Raw genomic sequence first — 12,973 nt, 5'->3', positions numbered from 1 at the left:
GGCAAGCTTACGCTATTCGTCGCCGAGGGGACCGTAGACCAGTCCGCCGACAACCGAGGCCTTAGCGTGTGGCGGCGTGTCGGCGCGTGCCTCGGTGACGAGGCGGTTCTCGACCACCGTACCCGATGGCAGGTTCACCGAGAAGCCGATCACCGAATCCCGAACTCTGGCACCGGCGCCGATCGAGGCCCCGGAGAGGACCAATGACCGGCGAACCCGCGCGCCCGCAGAGATCTTGGTGCCCGCTTCCAGCACGGATCCTCGGACCGAGGCTTCCGGGTCCACCTCGGCTTCCGAGCTCCACCAACCGCGCCGGCGCCAGCCGCTCTTGCCCGCCCAACCGATGACCCCTTGCAGATAGCGCCTCGGAGTTCCGAGATCGAACCACAGGTCCGAGCTCTCGACGGCGTCTATGCGTTCACCGCTCTCGACCAATGGTTGATACAGGTCGAGGATGAAATCGGACGGTGAGGGGGGAACTCTCTCCACGAGTTCCGGCGAAAGGACATGGGCGCCGGCAAAGACCCTTCGCCTGGTCTCCTTGGATTCCTGGGGCTCATCCGGGGCTGTTTTTCTGAACGACACCACTCTGCCATCGCGCTCGATGCCGATGCCGCCACCGTAGTCGCCGACTCGCGCTCGCGAGGAAACCATCAGAGTCGCCCTTGGCTGGTGTTTCTGGTGGTGCCGAAGGAGCTTGGCAAGCGGCCATCGCGCGAGGCTGTCGCCATTGAGCACGAGCACGACTTCGGATGGGGCGAGAAACTCTCGAAGTGGACCCAGAGCACCGAGCGTTCCCCGGATCTCCTCCTCGCGCGAGTAACGAATTGGCATGCCCTCGAAATCCGAGCCGAACCGAGAGGCGATCTTCTCCCCTTGATAGTGAAGATTGATCGCGGCTGCCTCGCAACCACGCTTTTGCAGCGCCTGCAAAGTGTGGCCCAAGACCGGCAGGCCGGCCACGGGAAGCAGGGGTTTCGGCAAGGAAAGCGTCAGCGGACGGAGCCCGGTGCCTAACCCGGCAGCAAGGATGACGGCCCGAAAACGCGCCGGCTTCAAGGGAAGACCATGTCCTCGGGCGCTTCGGGATGGTCTTGCCTGTACTCCCGGTAGAGCTCGAGGTAGTTGCCGCGCTCGGCCTCGGTGGGCGAAAACCCGAAGCGCTTCGCTACCTGGGCCGCCTTCGAGCCCTCGAACTCGACGAAGTCGCCGATCGGCGTATGGTCGAGGCACACCGAGACGCCACCCAACCGCCAGGTCTCGCGAAACTTCTCATAGCGGCGATTGATCTCGTACCCCAGCGCCCGAAGAATCGCGATTACCTCTTCGTGGTCGTCGACCCCGACCTCGCGCTCGGTGCGGATCTTCGTACCCTCCTCGAAGCGCGCGGGTCCCTTGAAGGTGAGGTGCGCCTCCGTTCCCTGGGCGCGAACTCGCAGTAACTCGCCGCGCTCCTGGAGGTCACCTTTTCGGTCGAACACCCAGTTGGTCTCCTTGGCCGAAGCCGAGACCCTTTCCGCTTCGGCCTCGATCAGGCGTTCGCGCAAACGGCTGAGGTCTTCACAGCGAAACTTGATCTCGCGCTCTTCCGTGCCTTCCGTCGCGCGGTCGTTGTTCTCCTGCGACACCGGCTGACTAGATCTCCGCGACCCGATCGAGCAGGCGCACGGTCGTACGGATGCCGTTGTAAAAATGGCTGATGTTGAACTTCTCGTTGGGCGAATGCAGCCGGTCATCGCTGAGCCCAAAGCCCATCAGCAACACCGGCACCGCCAGAACCTCTGAGAACGTGCCCACGATCGGAATCGAGCCGCCCTCGCGAATCAGCACTGGTTTTCTGCCCCAAATATCTTCCTGCGCTGCCATGGCGGCTTCGACAATCGGGCCCTCGGCATCGATCAGCACCGGACCGGCACCATGATTCCAACTCACCGAAACCCGCACTCCCGCCGGCGCGATCGACTCGACATAGTCTGCGAACAACTTCGCGATCCTGTCGGGATCCTGATTCGGCACCAGGCGCATGGAGACCTTGGCACCGGCCCAACCAGGCAGCACGGTCTTTGCGCCCTCCCCTTGATAACCGCCGAAAATGCCGTTGACGTCGCAAGTGGGCCGGGCCCAGGATCGCTCCAGCGTCGAGTAACCCTCTTCGCCGAAAGTCTCCGAGATTCCGAGCTCCTCGCGATAGGCGTCGTCATCATGAGGCAACGCGGCGAACGCCTCGCGCTCCCACTCCTCGAGCGGCAACACCTCGTCATAGAAACCCGGGATCCTCACCTTACCGGTCTTCTGGTCGAGCAACCGCGCGAGGATATACGCGAGCGCGTTCGCCGGATTGGCGACGGCGCCCCCGAAGGTCCCCGAGTGCAGATCCCGGTTCGGACCGTCTACGCGAATCTCCATGTAGGCAAGGCCTTTGAGGCCGTATAGAAGCGACGGTTGCCCGGGCGCGAACATCGACGAATCCGACACTACGATCGCGTCACAGGCCAACTTCTCGGCGCCGTTCTCGCGTACGAAATGCTCGATCGATTCGCCTCCCGATTCCTCCTCGCCCTCGATCACGAACTTGACGTTGATCGGAAGTGAGCCGCGCTCCGCCAGCATCGCAGCTACGGCCTTGATGTGCGCGAACGACTGGCCTTTGTCGTCGGTTGCGCCGCGGGCCACCAACAGGTCGCCTTCTTCGGTCGGCTCGAACGGCGGGTTGCGCCACTCCTCGATCGGGTCCGGCGGCTGCACATCGTAGTGACCGTAGAAGAGGATGGTGGGTTTGCCTTGCGCTCCGAGCCACTCCGCGTAGACCAGCGGATAGCGCTCGGTGGAAATGATCTCCGCGTCCAGACCGGCAGCGTCGAACTGGGCTTTCAGGAACGCCGCACACTTGTGCACGGCATCGGCGTAGGCCGGGTCGGTCGAGATCGAAGGTATCCGCAGATAGTCCTTGAGCTGCCCCAGATATCCGGGCTTCTCGCCGTCCACGCGAGTCAGCACATCGTTCGAATCTGTCGCCATTCGTCACACCTCCAAGAAAACGGCAGTCAGTCTAGCAGAGGTCAACTGGGGGCTCTGGTGGCGCCGGGGTCAGTTTCCGCAGACGTGAGAGCCCTACTAGATTCACCGAAAAATGAGCGACGGTCGGCGCCAGAAGGTTGCCCCGCCAGATCATGAGAGCCCCCAAGGCAGCTCCCGCCAGCAGAGCAAATACCGTCCACAAGCGGAACTCCCGCCCCGGACCCATATGAAGCAGAGCGAAGAACAGCGTCGCGGGCAGAATCCCCCACTGGGACTGAACCGCACCTCGGAAGAAGAGCTCTTCGGCGAAGCCGGAGAGAACCGCCAGCGTGACAACCTCGGCGCCGCTCAGCGGCCCGACCGTCTCGGCGATGGTTCTTTCGAGCGCTCGAGCACTCGGCAACAGATGCAACCCGAGCTGCCAGAGCCCGATCACGGCGGCCGCTGCAGCGGCGCCAACCGCTAGATCCAGGAGCCAGGTCGTGCGATCAAGAAACAAGGCCATCGGAATCAAGCCATCGCGCAGCCCTAGCCACAAGACCGCCGCCACCGCCAGCACCAGATAGATCCACGAGCCCCAGCGAAGGAGCGCACCGGACGGCATCGGCTGCTGGTCTTCAGGCAACTGGCGCCAACTCGAGCCGTCGGGGGCCTATTCGGCGTCGGGCTCGGCGGGAGTCGTCGTCAGCTGGGCGAGCTCCGCCGGTTCTTCCTCTCCACCTTCGGCGAGGTCGTCTCCCTCGTTTCGTTCGGCGAGCTTCGCGACCGCCACCACCCGGTCGTCGGCACCGAGGTCCATGAGCTTGACCCCCTGAGTCGAGCGGCCACTGACGCGCACGCCGTCGACTCCGATCCGAATGATCTTGCCCTCCTGGGTGATCAACATCAGGCCATCGTTCGCCACGACCTGGCGAGTGCCTATGACCTCCCCGGTCTTCTCCGAGACCTTGAGGTTTATGATCCCCTTGCCGCCGCGGCTCTGGATGCGGTACTGAGAGGCCACGGTGCGTTTGCCGACTCCACGCGCGGTCAGCGACAAGAGCTCGCCGCCCTCGGGGTCGAGAGACTCCATGGCGACCACTCGATCGTCCTTGCGGAGACGGATTCCGCGCACCCCCCTCGTGGCCCGGCCCATCGGCCTGGCGTCCGACTCGGCGAATCGGATCGCGAAGCCCTTTGCCGTTGCCAGCAGGATGGACCTCGAGCCATCGGTCATGCGGACCCCCAGGAGCCGGTCGCCCTCGTCAACGTTGATCGCCCGAATGCCACCGGCACGGGGTCGCGAGTACTCCATGAGCGCGGTCTTCTTGATGGTCCCGCTCTCGGTCGCAAAAACCAGGAACTGGTCCTCTGTGAACTCACGCACGGCTACCGTCGTCGCGACTCTCTCGTCGCCGGCCAGGTGGAGCAGGTTGACGATCGCCTTGCCTCGCGAGGCCGGACCCATCTGCGGAATCTCGTGAACCTTGAGCCAGTGGACCTGTCCCGTTTCGGTGAAAACCAGAATGTAGCTGTGCGCGGTGGCGACGTAGAGATGCTCGACGAAGTCGCCCTCTTTCGCCACCATGCCCCGCCGACCCTTACCGCCCCGATTTTGCGCTCGGTAGAGCGACAGCGGGGACCGCTTAACGTAACCCGCATTGGTCACGGTGATCACCATCTTCTCGTCGGCAATCATGTCTTCGACCGTGATGTCTTCCTTCTCGGAGATGATCTCGGTACGCCGCGGATCGCCGTAGCTCTTCCGGATCTCGAGCAGCTCCTGGCGAATCTGGGCCAAGACCAGTTCGTCGGACGCAAGCAGAGCTCTGAGGCGCTCGATCAGAGCGGTGAGTTCCTTGTACTCCTCGACCACCTTCTCGCGCTCGAGGCCGGTGAGCTTCTGCAACCGCATGTCCAGGATCGCCTGGGCCTGGGGCTCGCTCAGCGAGAACTCGGCAATCAGGCGCTCCCTTGCCCCCGCCGGAGTGCGGCTCGAACGAATCGCGGTGATGATCTCGTCGAGCTGGTCGAGGGCCTTGAGGATTCCCTCGAGGATGTGAGCTCGCTCTTCGGCTTTGCGCAAATCGTAGCGAGTTCGTCGAACCACCACGGTTTTGCGGTGATCCAGGAAATGCTCGAGCATCTCGAGCAGGTTCAACACCCTGGGCTGGTTGTCGACGATCGCCAGCAAGATGATCCCGAAGGTGGTTTGCATCGGAGTCAGCTTGTAGAGCTTGTTGAGGATGATCTCGGCGATCTGTTCGCGCTTGATATCCACGACGATCCGAATACCGTCGCGATCGGATTCGTCGCGCAGGTCTGTGATCCCCTCGATCCTCTTCTGATGAACCAGGTCCGCGATCTTCTCCAGCAGCCTGGCCTTGTTCACCTGGTACGGCAGCTCGGTGATGATGATCGACTGCTTGTCGCCCCGCTTTCGGGTCTCGATGGCCGCCCGCGCCCGCACCTGGATGCTGCCGCGCCCGGTGGCATAGGCATTGCGGATGCCCTGTCTGCCATGGATGAATCCCGCAGTCGGAAAATCCGGTCCTGGAACGACCCGGAGCAGATCCTCCATGCCGGCGTCGCGCTGGTCGATGAGAAGCACCAGCGCGTCGATGATCTCCGCCAAGTTGTGCGGGGGAATGTTGGTGGCCATACCCACCGCAATACCGGCGGCGCCGTTGACCAGGAGGTTCGGGACACGGGCGGGCAACACCACCGGCTCCTGCAGTGAGCCGTCGTAGTTGAGCACCCAATCTACGGTTTCCTTGTCGATGTCCTCGCGCAGGGTCTCCTCGGCCAGTTTCGTGAGCCGAACTTCGGTGTAGCGCATCGCCGCCGCACTGTCACCATCTATGGATCCGAAGTTGCCCTGACCGTCGACCAGTGGATAGCGCATGGAAAAGTCCTGCGCCAAACGCACTACCGTGTCGTAGATCGCCGAGTCGCCATGGGGGTGGTACTTACCCATGACGTCACCGACAATGCGAGCCGACTTCTTGTACGGTCGGTTCGAGCGGTTGCCGCTCTCCCACATGCCGTAGAGAACTCGCCGATGGACCGGCTTCAAACCGTCACGAACATCGGGCAGCGCTCGGCCCACGATCACGCTCATGGCGTAATCGATGTAGCTGCGCTTCATTTCATCTTCGATATCGACGACCACGGAATCGTCGAACGGAAGCAGTCGATCTTGCTCGCTCATTCCTCGCTTACCTTTTGTCCGCTAGGCCGACCACCTAGATGTCGAGATTCACCACGTTGAGTGCGTTCGAGATGATGAACTCACGGCGCGGTTGCACCTGGTCACCCATGAGAACGGTAAAGATCTCATCGGCGCCAACCTCGTCCTCAACGGAGACCTTGAGCAGGCGGCGCTTTTCAGGATTCATCGTCGTCACCCAGAGTTGCTCGGCGTTCATCTCGCCCAAGCCCTTGTAGCGCTGAACTGAAAGCCCCTTCTTGGCACCGTCCAGGATTGCTTCGAGCGTTTCCTCGAGGGTCAAGTACTGGGTCTCTTCATCTCCTTGGCGCAGTATGAACTCGTCCGCCTCGATCGCGGCCATTCCGACCTTGTTGCGGTGCATCGAGCGATACTCCGCGGCCGAAATCAGCTCCCAATCGAAACGGACCCTCCGTTCGACGCCATCCCGCCGGCTGACGAAGGAAATCACCGAGGTTCCGTGCTCTTCGTCCTCCTCCACATCCACGGCGTGAAAACCCGAAGCCTCGATGATCTGAGCGACCATCTGGACCCGTTTTCGGTCCGCCAGCGCCTCGCGGTTGGTGAGGCCATGTAGAAGCGCGGTTCGCAGGGCGTCCTTGGGATATCCCCTGGCCGAAAGCCGATCGAGATCGCGCAGAAACTGGTCGGTCTTGGTAAGAAACGTGGCCAGGCGCGCACCCTTATGTTCTTTCTTGTTGCCGTTCGAGCGGATATCCAACTCCCAGCTGTCCTGGATTCTCTGCACCAGGAACTCCTGGTACTCCTCGTCGTCCTTGAGGTATTTCTCCTTGCGCCCCTCAGCGACCTTGTACAGCGGCGGTTGAGCGATATAGAGGTGACCTCGCTCGATGATCTCGGGCATCTGCCGGTAGAAGAAAGTCAGAATCAGCGTTCGGATGTGACTGCCGTCGACATCGGCATCGCACATGATGATCAGCTTGTGGTACCTGAGCTTGGCGACGTCGAAATCGTCTTTGCCGATGCCGGTGCCCAACGCCGAGATCAGCGTCTTGATCTCCTCCGAAGAGAGCATCTTGTCGAATCGCGCCTTTTCGACATTCAGGATCTTGCCCTTGAGCGGCAGTACGGCCTGAAAAGTGCGATCTCGCCCTTGTTTTGCGGTGCCGCCCGCCGACTCTCCCTCGACCAAAAAGAGCTCCGAGAACTCCGGATTGCGTTCACTGCAATCGGCGAGCTTGCCGGGCAGGCTCGAGGACCCCAGAGCTCCCTTGCGACGCGTGAGCTCGCGAGCCTTACGCGCGGCCTCCCGCGCTCGAGCCGCCTCCAGGCACTTGGAAATGACCCTCTTCGCTACCTTGGGATTCTCCTCGAGAAAGTTCCCGAGGCTTTCGTTGACCACCTGCTCCACCCAGCCCTTGACCTCGGAAGACACGAGCTTGTCCTTGGTCTGACTCGAGAACTTCGGGTCTTTGATCTTGATCGAGACCACGGCCGTCAGCCCTTCGCGAATGTCGTCTCCACTCAGGTTGTCCTTGCCGTTCTTGAGCAGTCCGGCCGCTTTGGCGTAGACGTTGACGGTTCTCGTCAGTGCGGCCTTGAACCCGGACAAGTGGGTGCCACCGTCGCGATTGTTGATCGTGTTGGTGAACGAAAAGATCTGCTCCTGGTAGCCGTCGTTCCACTGCATGGCCACCTCCACCCGTTCACCGTCGGCCTCGTCATCACGGTTGTCTTCGAGGTGGATCGGCTTCTTGTGCAGCGACGTCTTGTTTCGATTCAGGTGTTCGACAAAGCTCTGAATGCCGCCGGCATAATTGAACGCGGCTTTCTTGTCGCTGCGCTCATCGAGAAGCTCGATGTGAGCCCCACGATTCAGGAACGCCAGCTCGCGGAGACGCTGGGCAAGCGTTTCGTAGTGGAAGTCGGTGCTGGTGAAGATTTCGTGATCCGGAGTGAAGGTCACCTTGGTGCCGGTCTTCTTGGTTTTGCCGATCGGCTGGATGCCCTCGTCGGGGAGCCCACGCTGATAGGTCTGAAACCAGACTTTGTCGTCACGCTTGATCTCGAGCTCCAGCCGCTCCGAAAGAGCGTTGACGACCGAGACGCCAACGCCGTGAAGACCGCCGGAGACTTTGTAGGAGTTGTTGTCGAACTTACCGCCGGAGTGAAGCTCGGTCATGATGACTTCGGCGGCCGAACGGCCTTCCGCCTTGTGCATATCGACCGGAATCCCGCGCCCGTCATCCTCGACCGTGACGGTGTTGTCGGTATGGATCGTGACCATGATCTTCGAGCAGTAGCCGGCCTGGGCCTCGTCGATGGCGTTGTCGACGAGCTCGAAAACCAGATGGTGGAGACCCGATCCGTCATCGGTGTCTCCGATGTACATGCCCGGCCGTTTGCGAACGGCCTCCAGTCCCTTGAGAACCTTGATGCTGTCTGCGGTATAGCCCGAAGTGATTGCCGTTGCCAAAGTCCAAGCCTCCTCGGGAAAGGCCACACCCAACCCCCCGACCGCTCCCAAGGAGATATTGCACACCCCTTGGAAGCCCAATCCCGCGTCGCTTTTTCGTTGGAAAACCCGCCGGGATCGGACAGCCGGTGACCCTCGGACGGGGTCTGTTCGGACGACCTTTGCCCTCCGTGAACTATACCATCGAAGCGGGCAAATACAAAGCAATAAGCCCTTTTATTTCAATGACTTATACTACGATTCTCAGCGATTTTCCGAAAAGTCCAAAATCTCTACAGCGGCTCGATTCGGCCGTCCTTCAGACACCAGCTACTGACCCCATTGAATCGGCGACCTGTCGCCGGATCCGCCGACGAAGCGACCACCTGCGGCACGTTGTCGAAGAGTCGCCAAGCAGCCTCCAGATGGGGGCCGTCGAGGGTCGCGTCCAGGTCATCCAGCAAGATGATCGGCTCCCGGCCACCGGCCCGTAGAGCCCGCCGTCTGGCCGCGGTCAGCACCAGCCCGAAGAGCTTGCGCTCTCCGGCCGACGCCGAACGGCCGATATCCGACATACCCCAGCGGATCTCGAGGCGGTCCCGGTGTGGCCCCACCAGGCTTCTCCTGCGTCTCAACTCACTCTTGCGCTCGAGTTCCAGAGCCCTCAGAAAACCCTCGACCGATTCGGCCCCCGACTCGGGGTTGGGCCGGTAGCGTAACTCGACGGGCTGAAGCTCGATCCCGCTCTCGATCAGCGTTTCCGCGAGCGCAGCCTGGAGCTCACTCAGGTAAGTGTACCGAAGCCTAATCAGCTCATTCCCAAACTCGGCAAGAAGCCTATTCCAGGACTCGAGAGTGTCGCCCGAGCTCGTGCCGCCGCCATCCGCCAGGAGCCGCCTCTTGGCCACGAGGACGCGCCGATAGCGCGATAGCACCTCCACTTCGAGCGGCTTCTTGGAGACGATTCCCTGATCCAACAGCCGCCGGCGCGCCTCCGGCTCCCCATCGAGCAGCGGATTGTCCCGCGTGGACCATGAGAAGGCCGGCAAAACCGCCAAATAGTCGCTCAGTGGGGCGCTCTTGCCGTTGACCAAACGCTGGCCTCCGCCGGGCTTCCAGGAGGCCACCAACTCGGTTCCCCGATCCCCTTCCAGACGTCCGCTGACCCAGAAACCATCGTGCTGCCAACGCACGCAGTCGGCGAGCCGGCTGCTGCGAAAGCTCCGAGTGGTGGCGAGAAAGTAGATCGCCTCGAGGACCGACGTCTTGCCGGCACCGTTGTCGCCAACGAGAATGTGGCGACCGCTTCCCGGAGCCCAGCTCGCTCCCGCAAAGCAGCGAAAGTCTTGAATTGAGATGCTTTTCAGCAGGGAGACGACTACTGCTCAGATGCGCATCGGCATGATGACGCAGAGGTATCGCTTGTCCTCGCCGTCGACCGGATAGCCAATGCACTGGGTGTTCTCATCCTTGAGATCGAGCCTGACCTTGTCGGTGTCCAACGCCGCAAGAAAGTGAACCAGGTAGTCCGGATTCATCCCGATCTTGAGCTCCTCGCCCTCGTAGTCACAGGCCAACTCCTCCATCGCCTCGCCCAGATCCGGATTGGCCGCGGTGATCACCAGGTTGCCGCTGGCGAGTTCGAGTCGAACCGCCCGCGCCCGGTCCCCGGTCAGCAGCGCCACCCTCTGTACGGCCTGCGACAGGGCTTTCTTGTCAAAGACCGCCTGCTTGTCGTTCTCCTTCGAGATCACTCGGTTGTAGTCCGGGAATGTGCCTTCCAGGATTCGGCAGATCAATTCCCGGCTACCCAGTCGAAACGACAGGTGGTGCTCGCTCCTACGGAAGGACAGATCGCCGGCTTCTTCGAAACGCTGGAGCTCATGTAGAGCCTTGCGCGGAACCAGAACCCCTTCGGCGACGCTCGAACCCGGCAGATCATTCTCGATCAGCGCCAGCCGGTGACCGTCGGTCGCTACCAACTCGACCCCATCGTCATTCAACTTCAGCAACGCACCGTTGAGCTGAAATCGAGATTCCTCGGTCGAAACGGCAAAGATAATGCGACCGATCGCTTTCTTCAGAAGCTCGAAGGGAATGGTCAACTCCTGATCGTCCGCAACCTCCGGCAGAGTTGGAAAATCCTCGGCCGCCAACCCGTTGATCTTGAAGTGGGAATGACCGGCGTCGATGCTGAGACGCTTCTCGTCTTCGAGCTTCAGATTCACGTCCTCGGCACCAACCGCCCGGATGATCTCCAGGAACTTCCTCGCCTGTACCGCAATCGAGCCCGTGCTCGAAAGTTCAGCCTCGCAAGACGAGGTCAGCGACACGTCCAGGTCGGTCGAGGCAAAGTGAAGTCGATCATCCGCCGCACGCAGGAGGATGTGCGAAAGGACCGGAATGGTCGTTCGGCGCTCGACGATTCCTTGCATTGGAATCAGTTCGCTCAGCAAGCTGGATCGTTTGACTCGAACTTCCATTTCTTTCTACCTCTTCTACTAGATAGGGAAGAGAAAAAATAACACAGTAGTAGTAGTAAGCGGCCCTCGAAAAACGGAAAAAGCTTCCAAGTTGTTCAAGCCGCTCAGGTCAGCGCGCGGAAGCGGTTCCGGAAAGGCCTGTCGAAAACTTGTGAGAATCTGCGCAAAATCAATCCGCCAGCGGAAGGTCCGCAGGTTTTCCTCAGCATCTAGGTGGCTGTTGGAGGAGTGGTCCTAGGAAAACTTGCGGGCCAGGTGATCGAGGGTACGGCCGAGCTCGCGATCCTCGGAGCGCAAGCGATCTATCTTCTCCACCGAGTACATGACCGTCGAGTGGTGTTTGTTGTTGAAGTGCTTCCCGATCTCCGGATAGGAGAGATCCGTGATTTGCTTGCACAAGTACATAGCAACCTGGCGCGGAAACACGATTTGCTGCGAGTTCTTGCGGCTCTTGATCTCACCGACCTTGAGCCCATAGTGGTGGGCTACGGTCTTGATGATGTCACTGGCGTTAACTCGTGGATCTTCCGGAAGGATGTCTTTCAGGGTTTCCTTGGCCACCTCGAGAGAAAGGGGCCGCCCGGTGAGCGACGCAAAGGCGAGCACGCGATTGAGCAGGCCTTCCAACTCGCGGATGTTGGAACGGACCTGGTGAGCTATGAAGTGAGCCACCTCGTCCGGAAGGTGCAGCTTCTGGGTGTCGGCCTTCTTGCGCAGGATGGCTATCTTGGTTTCGAGATCAGGGGGTTGAATGTCGGCGATGAGGCCCCATTCGAATCGGCTCCGGAGTCGCTCCTCGAGGTCGGGGATATTGCGTGGTGGCGCATCCGAGGAGAGGATGATTTGCTTCTGGCCGGTGTAGAGAGTGTTGAAGGTATGGAAGAACTCTTCCTGCGTGCGTTCTTTGTTGGCCAGAAACTGAATGTCGTCGACAAGCAGAATATCGATGTTGCGGTAGCGCTCACGAAACGACGGCATGCGGTTGAATCTGAGCGAGCTGATGAGATCGTTTACGAACTGCTCCGCGGCCAGGTACATGACCTGGAGCTCCGGGTGCTGTTCCTGGAGGCGGTGACCAATAGCGTTCAGGAGATGGGTCTTGCCGAGCCCGACGCCTCCGTAGAGAAAGAGCGGGTTGTAGCTTCGAAAGGGCGATTCGGTGACGGCTCTTGCCGCGGCGTGGGCGAATTGGTTGGAATTGCCGACAACGAAAGTCTCGAAGACATAGCGAGGATTGAAGCGCGATTCCGAATGCGAGCGGGCTCGCGCCTTGACTGAGGATGCCTTGTCCTCGACCGAGAAAAGGACTTCACAAGTTTCGTCCTCAAGTCCGGCGATTGCTCGGTCCACCGCGGGCCGGTAACTTGCTTCGAGCGTATGCAGGAATGTCTGATTGGGCGCGAGCAGCACGACGCGACCGCTTTCTTCGCGCCCCAACCGAAGGGGCTGGAACCAGGTGGAAAATTCCTCGGGGTCGAGTTCGTTTTGGAGGTGGTTTCGGAGACGAAGCCAGAGGGAATTGGACATTAATTCTCCACCGCAAAGTTTTCCACAGACTGTGGAAGAATTGTGGAAAACCTGCGTGACTGAGGCGCCGCTCGAGGGTCCTACCTTAACGGAGCAGGAGGGATATTAGCACAGTTTTCTTGGGCGCCAAGAGGGACCGGAAAGCCGTTTGTTGAGGCGTATTTGGGCCAGTACGCCCAAGTTGGCACGAATACTGCTGGGGATAAATGACAGTAGTTTTTGACGGTTATTGGGGAGGTTCACCCACAACATCAATCCTACCTACAATCGAAAGCTAGTCTTTCACCCATTCTCAAAAGACCTGCCAAATTCCCCTTATTC

9 protein-coding genes are annotated in these 12,973 nt (G+C 60.6%); all 9 read right to left on the bottom strand.

From position 1 onward, the window contains the following. Positions 1–12: 12 nt before the first annotated feature. On the bottom strand, positions 13–1,059 hold the full coding sequence (locus GY769_00615) for an NDP-sugar synthase (protein MCP4200418.1): 1,047 nt from the start codon (positions 1,057–1,059) through the stop codon (positions 13–15). Beyond that, the gene (locus tag GY769_00610) at positions 1,056–1,628 is read right to left on the bottom strand and encodes a class IV adenylate cyclase (protein MCP4200417.1); all 573 of its coding nucleotides are present in this window, start codon (positions 1,626–1,628) and stop codon (positions 1,056–1,058) included. The genes GY769_00615 and GY769_00610 overlap by 4 nt, the downstream gene beginning before the upstream one ends. 7 nt (positions 1,629–1,635) lie before the next feature. Next, on the bottom strand, positions 1,636–3,018 hold the full coding sequence (locus tag GY769_00605) for a dipeptidase (GenBank protein MCP4200416.1): 1,383 nt from the start codon (positions 3,016–3,018) through the stop codon (positions 1,636–1,638). Positions 3,019–3,049: 31 nt separating this feature from the next. Then, positions 3,050–3,643: a CPBP family intramembrane metalloprotease gene (locus GY769_00600; protein MCP4200415.1), complete on the bottom strand. Its 594-nt coding sequence runs from the start codon at positions 3,641–3,643 to the stop codon at positions 3,050–3,052. Between the two features lie 27 nt (positions 3,644–3,670). After that, positions 3,671–6,190, bottom strand: coding sequence for a DNA gyrase subunit A (gene gyrA / locus GY769_00595; protein ID MCP4200414.1), 2,520 nt, complete (start codon positions 6,188–6,190; stop codon positions 3,671–3,673). A 52-nt stretch (positions 6,191–6,242) separates the two neighbouring features. Beyond that, the gene (gene gyrB / locus GY769_00590) at positions 6,243–8,651 is read right to left on the bottom strand and encodes a DNA topoisomerase (ATP-hydrolyzing) subunit B (protein ID MCP4200413.1); all 2,409 of its coding nucleotides are present in this window, start codon (positions 8,649–8,651) and stop codon (positions 6,243–6,245) included. 284 nt (positions 8,652–8,935) lie between these two features. After that, the gene (gene recF, locus GY769_00585; protein MCP4200412.1) at positions 8,936–10,012 is read right to left on the bottom strand and encodes a DNA replication and repair protein RecF; all 1,077 of its coding nucleotides are present in this window, start codon (positions 10,010–10,012) and stop codon (positions 8,936–8,938) included. A 15-nt stretch (positions 10,013–10,027) separates the two neighbouring features. After that, a complete protein-coding gene (gene dnaN / locus GY769_00580) occupies positions 10,028–11,125 on the bottom strand; it encodes a DNA polymerase III subunit beta (GenBank protein ID MCP4200411.1) in 1,098 nt (365 codons plus the stop codon). 234 nt (positions 11,126–11,359) lie between these two features. Next, positions 11,360–12,652, bottom strand: coding sequence for a chromosomal replication initiator protein DnaA (gene dnaA, locus GY769_00575; GenBank protein MCP4200410.1), 1,293 nt, complete (start codon positions 12,650–12,652; stop codon positions 11,360–11,362). Positions 12,653–12,973: the final 321 nt, after the last annotated feature.

This window comes from bacterium (assembly GCA_024224155.1).
Classification (GTDB): Bacteria; Acidobacteriota; Thermoanaerobaculia; order Multivoradales; family JAHEKO01; genus CALZIK01.
This window is presented reverse-complemented; position numbering and strand designations above follow the sequence as displayed.

Bases quoted from the DNA above. Each gene is read 5' to 3' on its own strand.
- GY769_00605 (MCP4200416.1), bottom strand. From the start codon at position 3,018: ATGGCGACAGATTCGAACGATGTGCTGACTCGCGTGGACGGCGAGAAG.
- dnaN (MCP4200411.1), bottom strand. From the start codon at position 11,125: ATGGAAGTTCGAGTCAAACGATCCAGCTTGCTGAGCGAACTGATTCCA.
- dnaA (MCP4200410.1), bottom strand. From the start codon at position 12,652: ATGTCCAATTCCCTCTGGCTTCGTCTCCGAAACCACCTCCAAAACGAA.